The 17,799-nt window shown below is 46.8% G+C and carries 14 protein-coding genes and 1 other annotated feature; of the genes, 2 read left to right on the top strand and 12 right to left on the bottom strand.

The window, feature by feature from the left end:
- Positions 1-24: 24 nt before the first annotated feature.
- From mreD to ezrA, 10 genes are all read right to left on the bottom strand, one after another.
- Positions 25-561 carry a rod shape-determining protein MreD gene (gene mreD, locus HF864_RS00260; RefSeq protein ID WP_169461150.1) on the bottom strand — a complete coding sequence of 179 codons (537 nt, stop codon included), beginning with the start codon at positions 559-561 and terminating at the stop codon, positions 25-27.
- 12 nt (positions 562-573) lie between these two features.
- Positions 574-1,425 carry a rod shape-determining protein MreC gene (gene mreC / locus HF864_RS00265; protein ID WP_169461151.1) on the bottom strand — a complete coding sequence of 284 codons (852 nt, stop codon included), beginning with the start codon at positions 1,423-1,425 and terminating at the stop codon, positions 574-576.
- A gap of 116 nt (positions 1,426-1,541) precedes the next feature.
- The gene (locus tag HF864_RS00270; RefSeq protein ID WP_006500252.1) at positions 1,542-2,549 is read right to left on the bottom strand and encodes a rod shape-determining protein; all 1,008 of its coding nucleotides are present in this window, start codon (positions 2,547-2,549) and stop codon (positions 1,542-1,544) included.
- Between the two features lie 170 nt (positions 2,550-2,719).
- Complete coding sequence (locus tag HF864_RS00275; protein WP_169461152.1) at positions 2,720-3,358, bottom strand: JAB domain-containing protein; 639 nt, start codon at positions 3,356-3,358, stop codon at positions 2,720-2,722.
- A gap of 74 nt (positions 3,359-3,432) precedes the next feature.
- A complete protein-coding gene (locus HF864_RS00280) occupies positions 3,433-4,782 on the bottom strand; it encodes a folylpolyglutamate synthase/dihydrofolate synthase family protein (RefSeq protein WP_169461153.1) in 1,350 nt (449 codons plus the stop codon).
- A gap of 141 nt (positions 4,783-4,923) precedes the next feature.
- Complete coding sequence (locus tag HF864_RS00285; RefSeq protein ID WP_169461154.1) at positions 4,924-7,581, bottom strand: valine--tRNA ligase; 2,658 nt, start codon at positions 7,579-7,581, stop codon at positions 4,924-4,926.
- A 72-nt stretch (positions 7,582-7,653) separates the two neighbouring features.
- Positions 7,654-7,872 (bottom strand) — a binding site (T-box leader).
- 57 nt (positions 7,873-7,929) lie between these two features.
- Positions 7,930-8,436, bottom strand: a complete 507-nt coding sequence (gene tpx, locus HF864_RS00290; protein ID WP_169461155.1) for a thiol peroxidase — start codon at positions 8,434-8,436, stop codon at positions 7,930-7,932.
- Positions 8,437-8,578: 142 nt separating this feature from the next.
- The gene (gene thiI / locus HF864_RS00295; protein ID WP_169461156.1) at positions 8,579-9,799 is read right to left on the bottom strand and encodes a tRNA uracil 4-sulfurtransferase ThiI; all 1,221 of its coding nucleotides are present in this window, start codon (positions 9,797-9,799) and stop codon (positions 8,579-8,581) included.
- 27 nt (positions 9,800-9,826) lie between these two features.
- The gene (locus HF864_RS00300) at positions 9,827-10,975 is read right to left on the bottom strand and encodes a cysteine desulfurase family protein (RefSeq protein ID WP_169461157.1); all 1,149 of its coding nucleotides are present in this window, start codon (positions 10,973-10,975) and stop codon (positions 9,827-9,829) included.
- Between the two features lie 188 nt (positions 10,976-11,163).
- On the bottom strand, positions 11,164-12,870 hold the full coding sequence (gene ezrA / locus HF864_RS00305; protein ID WP_169461158.1) for a septation ring formation regulator EzrA: 1,707 nt from the start codon (positions 12,868-12,870) through the stop codon (positions 11,164-11,166).
- Between the two features lie 128 nt (positions 12,871-12,998).
- Here ezrA and HF864_RS00310 point away from each other — a divergent pair, with 128 nt between their 5' ends.
- Positions 12,999-13,454 carry a GAF domain-containing protein gene (locus HF864_RS00310; protein ID WP_169461159.1) on the top strand — a complete coding sequence of 152 codons (456 nt, stop codon included), beginning with the start codon at positions 12,999-13,001 and terminating at the stop codon, positions 13,452-13,454.
- 193 nt (positions 13,455-13,647) lie between these two features.
- Positions 13,648-14,256, top strand: coding sequence for a 30S ribosomal protein S4 (gene rpsD / locus HF864_RS00315; RefSeq protein ID WP_169461160.1), 609 nt, complete (start codon positions 13,648-13,650; stop codon positions 14,254-14,256).
- Positions 14,257-14,461: 205 nt separating this feature from the next.
- Here rpsD and tkt read toward each other — a convergent pair whose 3' ends face one another.
- Positions 14,462-16,477, bottom strand: a complete 2,016-nt coding sequence (gene tkt / locus HF864_RS00320; RefSeq protein WP_169461161.1) for a transketolase — start codon at positions 16,475-16,477, stop codon at positions 14,462-14,464.
- The gene (locus tag HF864_RS00325; protein WP_169461162.1) at positions 16,470-17,222 is read right to left on the bottom strand and encodes a transaldolase family protein; all 753 of its coding nucleotides are present in this window, start codon (positions 17,220-17,222) and stop codon (positions 16,470-16,472) included. Before HF864_RS00325 ends, tkt begins: the two co-directional genes overlap by 8 nt.
- Positions 17,223-17,799 lie beyond the last annotated feature (577 nt).

Raw genomic sequence — 17,799 nt, forward strand, 5'->3', positions numbered from 1 at the left:
TCTTGTCAATACTTCTGTGTAAATTTAGCGCCGCTCTGTATCGGCAGCCCAGGTAATCAGCTTTTGCAACGGCAGGTACAAAACTATCAAGTAAACCAGGTTCAATGCTAAAGTCGGCAAGAGCGTGTCCAGCAAAAAGCCAGTCAAGCCAACCTTGGCAATGCCAATCGCTGCATAGGCCCAATAATTAAAAAGCTCAAAAACCACCATATCAATCAAGAAAATCAAAATAATTATCGGAAAGCTCGGTGTCATATATTTAGCCAGTAATTTGGTTAAGCCAACAACCATCGGATAAAGAAACATAAATAGGCCCAAGATTCCAGAATAATAAAGGTCGCAGACAATCCCTGCTGCCACTGCAAAGCCCATTAGCGGAATCTGCACGTCGCCTTCAAAAAAATAGGCGCAGACCAGCCAGACAATCACCAGCTGGCTAACCATTGCGTATGGGTAATGAAAGAAAAAGTCCGCAAAGACCTTGCTTAGAGAGCCATCCAGAAACAGTGCAACAAACAGGCCCAAGGGAAATACGTATTTCAACCGGGATAATCTATACATGTCGCACCGCCTCTAATCGTTTAATTCCGCTACCGTAACGATATTGATCTCGTTAAAGTTGGTGGCTGGCTTGATGTAGACTTTCTTAGCCAAACCATAGTCGTCCTTACCGATGCGAGAGACCTTACCGACATAGAGCCCTTTAGGCGTAATCCCGCCCATTCCGTTGGTCATGACCTTGGCGCCTTTTTTGATTTTAGCCGTTGAGGTTACCTGACCCATGATCAATTCATTGGTTCTGGCATTGTAGCCGGTAATAATCCCGTTAACGTTTTTGCCATCCGAGCCATTAATCACTATTGAAAAACGGTTGGATGACTCGCTAGTATCACTGAGCAGTTCAACCTTACTGTTGGTCTTGTTAACCTCAGAGACGCGACCAATCAAGCCACCACCAGAAAGCACTGGCATATTTTTCTTAATGCCGCTGGTCTGTCCCTTATTGATGACCAACTGTTGCTGCCATGACGAAGGTGTTCTTGACATTACGGCCGCACTGACGGTTGAATAGTCCGTTAGTGAGCTTTTAAGCTTCAGTTCAGCTTTAAGCTCCTTATTTTCTTTGGCCAGCGTTTGATCGCGAACCTTAACCTGCGCCAGTTCAGAAACTTTTTGCTTGAGTTCACGATTTTCCGTGTAGGCATTCATCAATTCAGAAACTGAGCTGACGCCACTTTGGACTGCATTAACTGGATAGGCCACAATGTCATCAGCAAAACCAACGATGTCATTGCCAAACTGCTGAATCAGTGGCGGTGTCGAACGACGATTGCGCATGGCAACCGAGCCACCCATCAAGCCAAAGCAGGCCACCAGAATTACCACTGTAATTACCAAGCGGCGATTCGAAAAAAACTTCTGCATTTTTATCCTCCAATGCATCCAGATACATTTAACGGGGCTGGGCAAAACAAATCGTTTTGCGACCAGCCCCGCCCTGTTAACTGTATATCAGTTATTCTCTTTACTCTGAATCGTGACTACTTGCTCTTTTTCATCACGTCGATGCTCTTCAGTGACTCACCAGTCCCGATAGCAACGCAGTCTAATGGATCATTGGCGATAAATACCGGTACTTTGGTAGCGTCGGCAATAACCTCTGGCAAATGCTTAAGCAAGGCACCGCCACCAGTCAGGACGATCCCATGATCAATGACATCAGCCGCAATTTCAGGCGAGGTTTCTTCCAACGTTCCCTTGATGGCTTCAATGATGGCTTCCACAACGTCTTGCAAAGCATTGGAAACGTCAACCGCCGAAACTTCCTTGGTTTGTGGCAGACCGGTTACCAGGTCACGACCGCGAACCTCAGTCGTGCCCATTTCCTTAGCTGCTTCAACCGAAGCTGAGCCGATATCCCACTTGAGCTTTTCGGCCGTCCGTTCACCGATCAGCAGGTTCTTGTTTTGACGAACGAATTGAGCAATTGCATCGTTCATCTTGTCCCCAGCCATTCGAATTGAGCGGCTGGAAACAATCCCACCAAGCGAGATCGTAGCAACATCGGTCGTACCACCACCAATATCAACAACCATGCTGCCAGTTGGGTCCATAACCGGCAGACCAGCACCAATTGCAGCTGCAAAAGGCTCTTCGATCACATAGGCATCTCGAGCACCGGCAACCCGCGTCGCGTCAATTACGGCACGCTTTTCAACTTCCGTAACGCCGCTTGGTACGCAGACCATTACATATGGCTTGCCGCCGTTTTTACCCAAGGCCTTTTCCATGTAGTGCTTCATCATGGCAACCGTCGTGTCATAATCAGCAATTACGCCGTCTTTCATTGGGCGAATTGCCACGATGCTTGCTGGCGTACGGCCGATCATGTCGCGTGCTTCTTCGCCAACCGCAATGACCTCGCCGCTCTTTTTGTTGCGAGCAACTACGGATGGTTCACGCAAAACGATGCCCTTGCCTTCAATGTAAACAATAGTATTGGCAGTCCCAAGGTCGATGCCAATATTTTTTGCTCCAATTCCTAGCAATCTGTTTCTTCCCTTCGTATACAAAAGTAGTCGTTCTTTTTCATAATACAATAGCGTTGATATTATACCATAGCCGAACGTTAAATTAACAGACATTACTATACACCAAACGCTAAAGAAAAACAGCATTGCTATTCATCATTGGGAGTTCCTTAACCGAATTTTAAAATTCAATTCGCAATTTGACCATTAAATGTCGCATGACTTTCCTGACCTTCACGCCAGCTGTAGTAGTCTTGACTGCCAATCACCAGACAGTCCAATAAATGCAGTCCCAAAAGCTGGCAGCCCTGCTCCAATCGACTCATAAAGCTCAAATCCTGTCTGGATGGCGCAGGATCACCTGAAGGATGATTGTGTGCCATGATCAGGCCAAATGAGTTCCAGTGAAGCGCATAGCGAAAAATCTGATCAGGATAGAGCATGCATTCGGCTTGCCCTCCCTTAAACAAACAGTGCCGAGCAATAATTTCGTTATGCACGTCCGTACAGAGAATCTCAACTGATTCTTGTGTCTGACCAGCCATCTCGTCCATTAAAAACTGACCAACTTCATTGCTGGAATAGGCATGCCCTAAAATCTCGTGCGGACAGGTTAGAATCAAACTGCCCAGCTCAATAGCCGCCAGAACCGGTTTGAGTCGTTTCCGATCATAGCCTAAAAAGGCATCCTGCTCTTCCATAGTCATGCAGCGAAAAACTGCCGGCGTTGGAAACAGTTCTAAAAAATGATTGGCCAGATCCTCTTCCTTGCTAAATACCATGTTGACCAGTGTGACATAACGCTGCTGACAAGTTTTTTCGACCATTTGATTACCTCCCCTGCCAATACTATATGCAGACTAGAGCAGATAGTATTTTTTCGGTTAAAAATCAAATAACCTTAATTTTCAGCAGCCGAATTAACGAAAAAACTGCGCACTTCTGAGATGAAATACAAAGAGCCGGTAATCAAAATAGCATCGTCTGCCGAAGCCTCCTTAGAAATTTTTAGCAGTCCTTCCTGCCAGCTGGCAGCTGTTTTAATTGGCCAACGCGTCTCAATGTCTTGAGCCGCTTTTTTTAAGTCGGCACTTGGCCGCTTGGGACCTGGTCCGGCAAAATTGGTCAGCATTAAATGTACGTTAGGCAAGCTGGCAATCTCACCCAACATCAACTGATACTGCTTATCTGCCAAAATGGCTACTAAAACATAAATCTCCATGTTTTTAAAATCGTCTTTGATTGTCGTCGTTAAAGCCTGCATCCCAGGGAGATTATGTGCTCCATCCAAGACTACCAGCGGCGAGTCATTAACGACCTCCAAGCGACCTGGCCAACGCGTATCAGCCAGTCCCTGCCGAAACGACCCAACGTCAATCGGCAGTCCTTGCTGCTTTAAATAAAGCTGGGCCATGGTAATCGCAACGGCAGCATTGTCAACTTGATACTCACCCAATAGTCCCAACTGAAATCTTTGACGGTGGATCATCAAGCCATCATATTCAATCTCATTTTTCAATTGATGGTCATTTAGCTTTTTGGCCGTAAATTGGCGACCATTTTCATACAATGGTGCCTGCTTGTCTTGAGCAGCCTCTATGATCACCTGACGTGCGGCTTTGGGCAGTCTGCCGATTACGACCGGAACCTTAGGCTTGATGATCCCAGCTTTTTGAGCAGCAATCTCGCCCAGCGTATCGCCCAAAACATGCATATGATCGTAACCAACAGAGACGATGCCACTGACCTTGGGTACGATGACGTTGGTCGAGTCAAACAGACCGCCAATCCCCACTTCAAGAATGACGACGTCTGGCCGCATTTTGGCAAACCAGGTAAACATAATTGCCGTATCAATCTCAAATTCAGTTGGACCGCCCTCTGGCAAAACCTCATCCAGATAGTCAACAATCGGCGCAACTTTTTGAACCGTCTTAACCAGCTCATCATCAGGAATCGGTTGACCATTTAATGAAATACGCTCATTAAAACGAACGATAAACGGTGAAGTAAACGTCCCTACGCTCAGGCCGTCTGCCATCAGCATTGATCTCAGCATAGCCGTTGTCGACCCTTTGCCGTTGGTTCCCGTAATATGCAGATAATCGAGATTTTCCTGCGGATTGCCCAACTCTTGTAAAAATCGCCGCATACGCTTGAGTGTAGGAATTTTTTTGAATTTGGTACGACCGTGAATAAACGCCAACGCGTCATCATAGTTTTGAATGTTGGTCATGATGAATCCTTTCATTTTTACTGCTCATTATAGAACAATTGTTCGCAAAAGTCGAATTGATTTTAAAAAAGCATCCCCAAAGCTCAGATGAACCCTGGGGATGCCAACGTATTTAATTTAAACTAGGTTAAAAAGTCGGGATTAGCAACCCTCGTTTTAAGCATTCTTAAGTGATTCAAGACGAGTCTGAGCTGCCTCCAGCTTTTGTTTCCATTCGGCAGCCTTAGTCCGTTCTTCAGCAACAACGGCTTCTGGAGCATTGTTGACAAATTTCTCGTTGCCAAGCTTCTTTTCCGAGCGTTGAACCTCTTTTTCCAACTTGGCAATTTCTTTTTCCATCCGGGCTTGCTCTTCTTTAAGATCAACCAGCTCAGCCATTGGAATGTAGACTTCAGCACCGGTTACGATCCCACTCATGGCCAGCTTTGGTGCCTGCGTATCGGTAGCAATCTGCAGATTGGCTGGGTGGCAGAAGCGCTTGATGTAGTCCTCATTAGCCAAAAGCATGTCAGCATCAGCTTGGTCATCAGTCTTGATCAGCAGGTCAACCGGCTTGGACATTGGTGCATTGGCTTCGTTACGGATGTTGCGGACAGCAGTGATCAATTCGATCAGACGTTTCATCTGTTCTTCGGATTTCTCATCGGTGAACTCATCATGAACGACTGGGTAGTCGGCAATCATGATCGACTTGCCTTCATGAGGCATGTCTTGCCACAGTGCTTCAGTAACGAATGGCATGATTGGGTGCATCAGTTTAAGCGTTTGGTCGAGCACGTAACCCAAGATGTTCTTGGTGTCGGCCTTTTCTTCATCGGTCCCATTGTTGAGCTTTTCTTTGGTCATTTCAATGTACCAGTCACAGAAGTCGTTCCAGATGAAGTTGTACAGACAGCGGCAGGCCTCACCAAAATCAAACGATTCAAACTGTTCGGTAACCTGCTTGACCGTTGCGTTCAAACGACTCAAAATCCAACGGTCAGCCAGATCCCACTTATCTTGGGCCGGCAGCTTTGGTGCACTTTGCATGTCGCCAAGGTTCATGATTACGTAACGGCTGGCATTCCAGATCTTGTTGATAAAGTTCCAGGCCGCATCCATCTTCTTATAAGAGAAGCGGATATCTTGACCAGGCGTGGAACCCGTAACCAGGAACCAGCGCAAAGCATCCGTACCATACTTTTCGATGACGTCCATTGGATCAATCCCGTTACCCAAAGACTTGCTCATCTTGCGGCCCTGCTCATCACGAATCAAGCCGTGCAACAAGACGTTGTGGAATGGTGCCTTGCCGGTAAACTCAAGTGACTGGAAGATCATCCGGGCAACCCAGAAGAAGATGATGTCATAGCCGCTAACCAGCGTGTTGGTTGGGAAGTAGCGCTTAAAGTCAGCAGAATCCGTATCTGGCCAGCCCATCGTTGAAAATGGCCACAAAGCCGAGCTGAACCAGGTATCCAGCACGTCTTTGTCCTGTTCCCAGTTTTCGGCGTCCTTTGGTGCTTCCATACCAACGTACATTTCACCAGTCTGCTTGTTGTACCAGGCTGGAATGCGGTGGCCCCACCATAATTGACGTGAGATGACCCAGTCATGAACGTTTTCCATCCATTGGTTGAAAGTATGCTCGAACCGTTCTGGGACAAAGTTGACTCGGTCGGCCGTCTTTTGGTTGGCCAACGCTTTGTCTGCCAATGGCTTCATCTTAACGAACCATTGCGTGGAAAGGCGCGACTCAACCTGTACGCCCGTTCGTTCAGAGTGGCCAACTGAGTGCACGATTGGGTCAATCTTAAGCATGTAGCCGCCGTCTTCCAAATCTTTGACGATTGCCTTACGAGCCTCGAAACGATCCATGCCGCAGTATTTGCCGGCATTTTCGTTTAACGAGGCATCTTCATTCATCGTGTTGAGTTCTGGCAGATTATGACGCTTGCCGACCAAGAAGTCGTTGGGGTCATGAGCTGGCGTGATTTTAACCATCCCAGTACCAAAGTCTGGCGTTACGTAATCATCGGCAATGATTTCGATCTCACGGTTGACCAGTGGTACCATGACATGCTTACCGACCAGTTCCTTGTAACGTTCATCATTTGGGTTTACGGCAACGGCTTCATCACCAAACATGGTTTCAGGACGCGTCGTGGCAACTTCAATGTAGTCCTTGCCATTAAACGTCGTGCCATCGGTAAATGGATATTTAACGTGGTAGAAGGCACCCTTGTCGTCTTTATGGATAACCTCCATGTCAGAAAGCGCCGTCCGTGCCTGTGGGTCCCAGTTGATGATGTAGGTTGCCCGGTAGATTAGACCCTTGTTGTACAGATCAACAAAGACCTTGCGCACAGCCTTATTCAGCCCTTCATCAAGGGTAAAGCGCTCACGATCGTAGTCTACCGAGATCCCCATCTTGGCCCATTGCTTGTGAATAATATCGGCATATTCGTCTTTCCAGTCCCAGACTTGCTGAACAAACTTTTCACGACCCAAGTCATAGCGTGAAATGCCTTGTTCGCGCAGACGAGCTTCAACCTTGGCCTGCGTTGCGATTCCGGCATGATCCATCCCTGGCAGCCATAAAACATCGTAGCCCTGCATCCGTTTTTGACGAATGATCATATCCTGCAGCGTCGTGTCCCAGGCGTGACCCAAGTGCAGCTTACCGGTAACGTTAGGAGGTGGAATAACGATTGAATATGGTTTGGCTTTCTTATCGCCGCTTGGCTTAAAGAACCCTTCATCGATCCACCATTGATAGCGCCCTTCTTCAATTGAAGCTGGGTTGAACTTGGTGGACATGTTCTTTTCTGACATGGCAAGTTCCCCTTTCAGATTTACAGTTGTTGTTGATTGATCGGCATTAAACTAAAAAGACCCGCCCTAATAAATTAGGACGAGTCTGCTCGCGGTACCACCTAAATTGAAACTCTACTGATGAAAGTTTCCGCTCTAACATGGGATATCGGCCATGAACCGGAAGCACCTACTTGGTTTCAGTGCTTCTGCTCGCGAGCTACCTTCAATTCGACTGACGGGACTCTTTTTCAGCAACCGAGTCTCTCTGAACGGTCTTGTCGAATCTACTCTCTCGTTCAATGCTTGAATAGCGTAATAATAAAAGAAATTTTTGATAACGTCAAGTCGATTCAAATAATTTTTTAATTATTCGGCTGACTTGCTAAGTTTCTCAACTGCGTTCAATGCTGCCAGATAGTCTGGTTCATGCGTCATTTCAGGAACAATCTGTGAATAGACGATCTGACCGTCAGCATCAATGAGGAAGATTGAGCGCGCCAAGACCCCTTCATCAGGAATCAAAAGTTTCATTGCATAGCCAAATGACTGTTCATAATCAGATAAAAGCTCGGCATTTGGAATATCATTAGCTGCACACCAGCCCTTCTGCTCGTTGACAGGATTGGTGGAGACCGTAATCAAGCGGACGTCAGGATATTCAGCCATTGCCTTGTTGAATTTGCGTGACTGCAGTGAGCAAACCGATGTATTGATGTCTGGTACGACTGAAAATAAAGTTGGCTTGCCCAGCAGCTCACGAGTCTTAACACGTTGATTCTGAGCATCAAACAGCTTAAAGTGAGGAATTTCCGTACCTACTTCTGGCGGATTGCCTACCAGCTGCATCTTCTCACCATTGACAGTAACTTCCACGATGAACGCTCCTTTCAGTTTCACAGCGTTTTTTAATTTTGTGTGGGAACAGTATACCAAATTTAGCACCATTCGAATAGCCAAATCCGGTGTTTGAAATAAAAAAGCTGATGCATTAAAAAGTCTTGCATCAGCTTAAATTTTACAGCAATTCAGCAAAAACGTCCTGATTTTGGTTTAGGAATTCGTCACCGGCATGAATCTCTGTAATCTTGATATTGTCCAGTGCTCGCTGCATCAAGCCCTCGACGTCCAACCGTGCCTCGTAGGATCGTGCCCGTTTCAGGTTTGGCTTGGTCTTTGGCGAAGGTGGCGTAAAGACCGTGCAGCAGTCCTCATATGGCAGAATCGACAGCTCGTAGGTATCGATTTCTTCAGCGATCTTGATGATTTCAGTCTTATCAAACGACAACACCGGACGCAGAACCGGCCACGTCGTTACATCGTTAATGGCCACCATGCTCTCCATCGTCTGTGAGGCTACCTGCCCAAGGCTCTCACCATTGAAGATGGCCAGGCCGTGTCGCTTCATGGCCAGCGCTGCAGCCAGTCTAAGCATCAATCGGCGCTGAACGGTCATCAGATAGCCTTCAGGTACTTTTTCTTTAACCGTTTCCTGAATCTCGGTAAATGGGACCTGGATAAACTTGATGCTGCCACAGTACTTAGCCAGCTTGCTGGTCAGCTCCTTTGACTTGGCCAGTGCTTGTTCGCTGGTGTATGGCGGACTATAAAAGTGCACCATTTCCAAGGAGACCCCACGCTTCATGGCCAGATAGGCAGCTACCGGCGAATCGATTCCACCAGAGAGCATCATCATGCCCTTACCGGCTGTCCCAACTGGCAGGCCACCGGCACCTTTGATCTTTTCACTGGTCAAATAAATCCCGCTCTTGCGAATTTCAACCATCAGATCAATATCTGGATGATGGACGTCAACCGTCAAAAGGTCGGGAAATTCTTTCAGCAGGTAGGCCCCCAGCTCACGATTCATCTCAAACGTACCCATTGGGAAGCCATGGTCAGCATGCCGAGTACTGATCTTAAACGTTGCCGGCTTTTTAACCTGTTCTCTAATCATCTTGGCAGCCGCTTTTTTAACGGCCTCAAAGTCACTATCAACACGCAGCGACGGCGAGAAGGTCTGAATGCCAAAAACCTGCTTTAGGCGGTCCATCACTTGATTACTGTCAGCACCGTTTAAATCAATATGCATCCGGTCTCTTTGCGGATGAATCTTAACCTGATCAAAGCCATGCAGCGCCTTAGTGACGTTGGCTCCCAATCGGTCAATGAAGTTCTTTTGATTGCGCCCTTTGGTTGAAAGCTCACCATAGCGCACCATGATTTCATCATATTGCATTGTTAGAACAAAATTTTCCTTTCAAAACTAGTCGATAATCTTTTTAAAGCCAGCATACAGCTCATCAAAGACCCGGTTGAACTCATCAGCTTCGGCCAAGGTATTTTGGTCGCCCAGACTGATTCGGACCGCACTGGTAGCAATCGAATCTGGCACCTTCATTGCTGCTAACGTCCCGGCTTCTACATGCTTTTTGGATGAGCAGGCACTGGTCGTAGAAATATAAATGTCATGCTCTTCAAAAGCATGTACGATTGTTTCGCCGCGAACACCGACGATTGCAAACGTCAGAATATGCGGTGCAAATGAGTCATCGTTTTTAGAAATGATCTGAACGTGATCAAAGTCTTTAATGTGATCATAAATCCGCGTCTTAACGGCTTTTTCGCGTTCAACAACCTCTTTTTCCTCTTGTTTGACCATTCGTAAAGCCCGCGCCATGGCAACAAAGCCGGCCGTATTTTCAGTTCCGTTGCGACGACCACGCTCTTGGCCACCACCGTCAATCAGCGGGGCCAGCTTGCGGCCGGCTTTGGCATATACAAAGCCGGTCCCGCGTGGCGCATGGAACTTGTGCCCAGAAAAGACTGCAAAATCGACTCGGTCCGAAAAGACAATGTCATCGATTCCCTTGCCAATCGCTTGAACTGCATCGACCATGAAATGAACCTTTGGGTAGTCTTTTAAGATCTCACCGATTTCCTTGATTGGCTGAATCGTACCAATCTCGTTGTTGACCACCATCGACTCAACCAAAATCGTATCTGGCCGCAGTGCCTTTTTTACGTCTTCAGGATTGATGCGTCCCTGATCGTCAACCGGCAGATAGGTAATATCAAATCCCAAATCAGCTAAACGCTCCATTGAATTACGTACCGCAGCATGCTCAACGCTGGTCGTAATGATGTGCTTGCCATATTGACGCTTTTCAATTGCTGTTCCTTTAATGACCCAGTTGTCGCCTTCTGAACCGCCACTGGTAAAAACAATCTCACTTGGCAAAACGCTAAACAGGTCCGCGATCTGCTTACGTGCCTGCTCTTGAAGATTCCAAGCCGTCTCGCCAACCTTGTGCAGACTAGAAGGGTTGCCCCAAATCTTTTGGCAGACTTGATTATACGTATCCAAAACTTCTGGCCAGATCTGTGTCGTGGCACTATTGTCAAAATAAATCATACTGTGCTTGCTCCTTTAATGCACGCGGGAAAAAAGTTTTTCCTCGCAAGATATTGCCGCCGATGGATCACATCCGCGACGAAGGTTCGGCTCCTAAAACAACGCTACATTATAACAGATCATGAATCTTTTAACCATGATTGACGTCCGAAAATAAAAAACGCGTCAACGAAATGACGCGTTTTTTATTAAGAATTTCGCTTAAGCTCAGCGTAATAGCGCTGCTCCATTCGCTTATAAGACCCCGGCTCAACTTTTTCAACGGCTTTTTCCAAGATTTCCAGACTGCCTGGATAGTTATAACGATTGAATTCATTTTGTGCCTGAGCAATTGCATCATTAATCTCTTCATGATCAATACTGAGCCGGTTGGCATATTGAATCAGCCGTTCGGTCAGTTCGGCACTATCTCTTAAGTCATCAGTTTTTTCCTGCAGCGTTTCAAGATCGTCTTGCACGATTAAAAGCTGCTTGGTAATGTCTTCCATATCGATTTTAACTTGATTAATGGCGTCCGCCAGTTTACCGATCTCATCGCTAACCAAGAAAAAGTAGTCCAGATAGTCTTTTGGAATGCCAGGCAGATTCAATGACTCAACTCGCCGTTTGATTGTACGAATCTCAACTGAGAACTTTTGCAGCGTCTTTTTGGCTCGGGTCTCATCGGACTGCAGATCCGCTACGCTGTCGTTGATTTGCTGCTGTTGTTCCTCAATTGCCGTCAGCATCTTTTCGTTGTCGGTTTGTCGAGCAACAACCTGACTGTCAATAGCCTCTTCGATCGCCAAAGCTTCTTGGTCTTGATCATATGACGCCTGCAGCTGCCGCAATTGTTCATCCAGTCCACGTGCATTGGCCAACTCATCATTATTGAGCGTATAGTTGAGACTGAGACGTTCCAGTTCATCAATCAGTTCACGATTCTGCTGCTTGGCATGACTCAGATGCCGACCAACATCACGCATCAACGGTGAAACTTTTGGTCGGGCATCAAGTTCGCGCTGCATAACGTCATAGAGTTGATCAATGTGCTGCGTTAATTGGTCGTTAGCCGTTGCTGCCTCATCAACCTTTAAAACCTCCAGATCTGCAGCCGACCGTTCACAAAGCTGATTGAGCTGGTCGATTTCCTGATCGATCTGGTCATCGGCAAAGTTGTAATGATGTCTTTTCAGCTGGTCATAGCCTTCTTTAAGCTCCTGCAGCTGGGTGGGAAATTCAGTCAGCAGCGGCTTATAAACATCTGGAACCTTTTGAATCAATTGATCCAGCTTAGCAGTATCTTCCTGCAGTTCGCTGAGCACGTCTTGAGCGGCCTCATAATCGCCCTTGGCCGTAAGCGTGGTAAACGTGGTAAAGCGCGTTTCCAGATCAGCCAAGCGTTGACGCAGAGCCGTACTGCTCTTGCCATAACGATAACTGTTTTCTTCCAGCTCGCTACGGAACTGCTGATACTGTTTTTTCAGCTGACCAATTGCCTTTTGGTGCTCAGCCTTGGCATCGTCGATTTTTTTCAAGCCATTCTCCAAGCTTTGCTGCTCACTGATCAGCTTGGCCGTAGCATCTTGAAGCTTGCGTAGATCTGGCTTGACTCTTAACAGATTAAAACCATGCAGATCCTGAGCAATTTGATCGGCTAGGTCATCTACTCGACTGGCAGCTGTCAAAAATTCGTCTTGGTATTCTTCTTTAAGCTGATTAAAATCCTTTAGTGAATCACCACTCAGCTCTGGGCGCGCATCTTCAGCGAATCGCTCGTCTAAATGAGCTGCCAAGGCGGCGGCTTTTTGATTCAGCATCGCATCAACAGCATTGAGCGTTCTTTTTTGATAGACGTAAACACCGATGATTACCAATGCAGCAATAATTAAAATTCCGATCAACACTTGAAACATCTATATCCCACCTAAATTTTGCACGGTTTATGCTTTGTTTTTTTCACCGTTTAATTTAAAATTCTACTAATTAAAATTATATCATATCTATACTTGACAACTTATTATTTATCGGAGGGATTTTTACATTGCCAGATTTTAAGCTTATCAACGCCCAACTGGCCGCCTTGTTGGCAAATGAGACCAATCTGATTGCCAACCTGGCCAATGCCTCAGCACTGTTAAACGACAGCGTCGATCAATTAAACTGGACCGGCTTTTATCTTTATGATCCTAAAGGCGATGAACTGGTCTTAGGCCCATTCCAAGGTCATCCCGCCTGCATGCATATCGCAATGAACAAGGGCGTCTGCGGCCAGGCAGCAGCTCAGAAGCAAACCCTGGCAGTCGATGACGTCACCACTTTTCCCGGCTACATTTCATGCGATGCGGCTGCTCAGTCTGAGCTGGTCGTTCCGTTGATTAAGCATCGGCGACTGGTGGGTGTCTTAGATTTGGATGCACCAGTCAAGAACCGTTTTGATGCAAAATTACAGATCGGCATCAAATCTTTTGTCGATGAACTGATCAAACATCTTGACTAAGCCGGTTTTTCGCGTTAAAGTACTCTTTGTGTAAAATAATGCAGCAGTGAGGGGCAAGCTCGTCAACAGACCAATGCCGCATGGTGTTTTCAGTAACCCAGCTGCAAGGGTGAACGATCCAATTGGCCTGCACGAATGTCAAGCTCACATCGGATTATTTTACTCCAAATAATTTTATTGGAGGAATTCTAATATGTCTCGTTACACTGGCCCTAGCTGGCGTGTATCTCGCCGTCTTGGCATGTCTCTGTCCGGTACCGGTAAGGAACTGGCTCGCCGCAACTACGCACCTGGTGATCACGGTAATGACCGTCGTGGCCGCCTGTCTGAATACGGTATGCAACTGCGCGAAAAGCAAAAGCTGCGTTACATGTACGGTATGACTGAACGTCAATTCCGTAACCTGTTCAAGCGTGCCGGCAAGATCAAGGAAGGTACTCACGGTACCAACTTCATGGTTCTGTTGGAACGTCGTCTGGACAACATGGTTTACCGTCTGGGTCTGGCTACTACTCGTCGTCAAGCTCGTCAATTGGTTAACCACGGTCACATTACCGTAGATGGCAAGCGTGTTGACATTCCTTCCTTCGAAGTTAAGGTTGGTCAAGTCATCTCCGTTCGCGACAAGTCCAAGAACCTGGACGTTATCAAGAACGCTGTTGAAGCCGTTGTTGCTCGTCCATCTTACGTTGAATTCGATGCTGACAAGCTCGAAGGTAAGCTGGTTCGCCTGCCAGAACGTGAAGACATGAACGCCGACATCGACGAAGCGCTGATTGTCGAATTCTACAACAAGCTGTAATCATTGATTGCTGCTTCATAAAAAGCCTTGTGATGTTAAGTCACAGGGCTTTTTTACTGTAAGTATTTATAATCAAAATCAAAAAGACATGATCGATCAGGATGGGAAATCGATCATGCCTTTTTCTTTTAGGGATTTTTGGAGTATTTTGAGGTTTAGAGATTAAGATTTATAATGCGAATCATAGATTTTGGAGTGATAATGGCTAGCCATTAACGGCTGCCTGTTCTGACGTTTCTGCCGTAAGTCCAGCGGTTTGTTTAAAGGCTGCAGCCACGTGCTCAGGCGTAAAGCCATACTTTTCAATAACCTGATTTCCCGGCGCGCTGGTACCAAACTCGTCAACGCCCATTACCATGCCATTTAAGCCAACAAACCGATGCCAGCACATTGAGCTGCCCATTTCAATTGCCAGACGTTTATCCAGTCGTGGCGGCAGTACCATGTCTTGATACTGTTTGGACTGCCGCAAGAAGCGTTCTTGACATGGCATCGAGACGACCTGCACGTCAATGCCCTCTTTTGCCAGTTTTTCTCTAGCCTGCAGCGCCAAGGAGACTTCCGAACCGCTGGCAATCAAAATTCCAGCTGGATGATTGGTCTTGGCTGGTGCTAAAACGTAAGCCCCACGTTCTACCGGTGCATGCTTGGCAGCCGCCAGAACCGGCAGACCTTGGCGAGAGGTAACGATAACGCTTGGTCGATCGCTGGTTTTGCCGATTACCTGCCATGATGCAATCGTTTCATTGGCATCAGCCGGCCGAAAGACATCAACGCCTGGCATCGAACGCAGTGCCGCCAGCTGTTCAACCGGCTCATGCGTTGGTCCGTCCTCGCCAACTGCTAAGGAATCGTGTGAGAAGACAAAAGTCGTTGGTACTTTCATTAAAGCTGCCAGTCGTACTGCCGCCTTGAGGTAGTCGCTAAATACCAAAAACGTACTGCCAAACGCCCGTGTACCACCATGCAGCGTAATGCCGTTCAAAGCCGCGGCCATGCCAAACTCACGCACGCCAAACCGCAGATTGCGTCCTAAAGGATTATCGGCGGCAAAATTGTCGTCTTGTTTAAGCAGCGTTTTGTTGGAACTGGCCAGATCGGCTGCCCCGCCCCAAAACATTGGATTTTGACGAGCAATCTCTTGCAGTGCATCATCACATACCAACCGCGTGGCAATTTTTTCACCCGGTTGATAGTTCAGTTCAGCATCATTAAGCTTGAACTGGTCGCTCATCAACTGTGCTGCCAGTTGTGGATACTGCTGCTGGTAGGAAGCCCACATTTCCAACCAGTGCTGATACTGTTTTTCCTTAGCTGCCGTCAGTTCCTTAAAGTGATCATAGACTGCCTGTGGCACGGTAAAAGACGGCTCATGCCAATCAAACTTTTCTCGCAGCGTCATCAGGCCATCTTGACCAACCGGCGTGCCATGCACTTTATTAGTCCCCTGTTTAGGAGCACCATAGCCAATTACGGTCTTGACCTCGATCAAGGTTGGCTTACTAGAGCGTTTAGCCCGCCACAAGGCTGCATCAATCTGGGCCAACTCGTTGCCGTCCTCAACACGTTCATAATTCCACGAGGCTGCTTTGACGCGTTGCTCAACGTTGTCATGGGTACTCATCGATAATGGTCCGTCTAACGAAACGTCATTTGAATCGTAAAGCACAATCAGCTTATTAAGCTGCAGATTGCCCGCAATGTCCAAGGCTTCTTGACTGATGCCTTCCATCAGGTCACCATCGCCGGCCAAAGCATACGTATAGTGATCAATTACCGGCAAGCCAGGCCGATTGCATTGAGCGGCCAGATGCTTTTCAGCAATCGCCATACCGACTGCCATGCCCAGTCCCTGACCCAAGGGACCCGTTGAAGCATCAACGCCTGGCGTCCACCCATATTCGGGATGCCCCGGCGTTTTGGAACCCATCTGACGAAATGCCTTTAAGTCATCAATCGTCAGATCAAAGCCATTTAGATGCAGCAGACTGTAAAGCAGTGCCGAGCCATGACCAGCCGACAATACAAAGCGATCTCGGTTGATCCACTTGGGCTGCTTTGGATTAAAACGCATGTGATACTCAAACAGCGTATAGGCCATTGGCGCCGCATCCAAAACAATACCTGGATGTCCGCTGCGTGAGGCTTCGATCATTTCGACCCCCAGCATGCGAGCAGCCGTAACGGACAACTGATCCAGATTGGAGTGTTGACTATTCATTAGCGGCCGCCTCCTTAACATCATCAAGAATACTAAAGCCCAGCGTACTGATATCTTTATCAAAGCCCCGGACCGTATCTAAGGCAACGTCTTCGGGAGTAAACTTTCGCCGAGCCAGCCATTTTTCAAGAATTGCCGGTGGTACCGTGATAATATCGATTCCTGCCTGTTTGGCCTGGCGAATATTATCGACCTCGCGCGTTGAAGCCCAAAGCAGATCAACATTAGGATGCAAATGCGACATTGCAACGCTGGCATTGACAAAAGAAGTTGGGTCAGCCCCCGTATCGGCAACGCGTCCAACAAACAGTGAAATAATTGCCGGCGTCTGTTCATCCAATGCTTCCAGTGCCAAACGAACCTGCTCGCTGGTCGTTACTGCGGTAATATTCAGCTTGATGCCGGCATGAGACAGTTGTTGAATCAGATCAGTGTTGGGCTGACCACTAAGATTGAGGATTGGAATCTTAACGTAGACATGATTTCCTAATGAACTCAAAATCTCTGCTTCCTGCTGCATTTCTTGGGGATCTTGTGAAAAAACCTCAAAAGACAGGGAAGCTTCAGGAAACTCACTGACCACCTGCTTGGCAAACGTTAGGTAGTTGGTGACGCCTGCTCGCTTCATCAGTGAAGGATTGGTTGTAAAGCCGGTTACTTCTGGCAGCTTGGCCATTTGACGCATATCGTCAATGACGGCACCGTCAGCATAGATGGCAATCGTTTTTTGCTCAGTTGATTGCATTTCTCTTGCTCCTTTGTTAAATATACCAATTTTTGATTAACAATTAATTCATGACTCGTATCATGGTCCAATTTGAGCGCATCGTCAATTGATTTTTTGAATTATTTTTGCTAATCGATTGACAATACCAATTTTTATTTGTGCACGATTTATCAGCTATTTTTTAACAAGATTATTGGTTTATCAACGTTTATTCACATATGGACCACATATAAATCTTGACTTTATATTGTTAAGCAATCGATTGCGCAAAACTTAATCTTTTTTAGATATATATGATTTTATGTTCATAAGTGCCTTGTTGGGATTGCTATACCAATTTAGAAATGAGCAAACTTTCTCCAAGCAATACTGTGAATCAAAGAGCAAACTCACGATAAAGTCACTAATTTTTTTATTACTGAACTTTCTTTTGCAGTTGCCAGTCACCGCGTCAAAGAAAACGGTTCCTAAAACTGGATGACCCCGCGACATCAATCTTTATTTTCCTGTCAACCGGTTGACATCAAGCGATGCTGGCGGTATCTTTATCGTAGCAAGTGAAATCTATCACCAATTTTAAGATTGATATCTTGTC

The organism is Lactobacillus sp. MRS-253-APC-2B (assembly GCF_012843675.1).
GTDB lineage: Bacteria > Bacillota > Bacilli > Lactobacillales > Lactobacillaceae > Limosilactobacillus > Limosilactobacillus pulli.

Bases quoted from the DNA above. Each gene is read 5' to 3' on its own strand.
- mreD (WP_169461150.1), bottom strand. From the start codon at position 561: ATGTATAGATTATCCCGGTTGAAATACGTATTTCCCTTGGGCCTGTTT.
- mreC (WP_169461151.1), bottom strand. From the start codon at position 1,425: ATGCAGAAGTTTTTTTCGAATCGCCGCTTGGTAATTACAGTGGTAATT.
- HF864_RS00275 (WP_169461152.1), bottom strand. From the start codon at position 3,358: ATGGTCGAAAAAACTTGTCAGCAGCGTTATGTCACACTGGTCAACATG.
- HF864_RS00280 (WP_169461153.1), bottom strand. From the start codon at position 4,782: ATGAAAGGATTCATCATGACCAACATTCAAAACTATGATGACGCGTTG.
- HF864_RS00285 (WP_169461154.1), bottom strand. From the start codon at position 7,581: ATGTCAGAAAAGAACATGTCCACCAAGTTCAACCCAGCTTCAATTGAA.
- thiI (WP_169461156.1), bottom strand. From the start codon at position 9,799: ATGCAATATGATGAAATCATGGTGCGCTATGGTGAGCTTTCAACCAAA.
- HF864_RS00300 (WP_169461157.1), bottom strand. From the start codon at position 10,975: ATGATTTATTTTGACAATAGTGCCACGACACAGATCTGGCCAGAAGTT.
- ezrA (WP_169461158.1), bottom strand. From the start codon at position 12,870: ATGTTTCAAGTGTTGATCGGAATTTTAATTATTGCTGCATTGGTAATC.
- rpsD (WP_169461160.1), top strand. From the start codon at position 13,648: ATGTCTCGTTACACTGGCCCTAGCTGGCGTGTATCTCGCCGTCTTGGC.
- tkt (WP_169461161.1), bottom strand. From the start codon at position 16,477: ATGAATAGTCAACACTCCAATCTGGATCAGTTGTCCGTTACGGCTGCT.
- HF864_RS00325 (WP_169461162.1), bottom strand. From the start codon at position 17,222: ATGCAATCAACTGAGCAAAAAACGATTGCCATCTATGCTGACGGTGCC.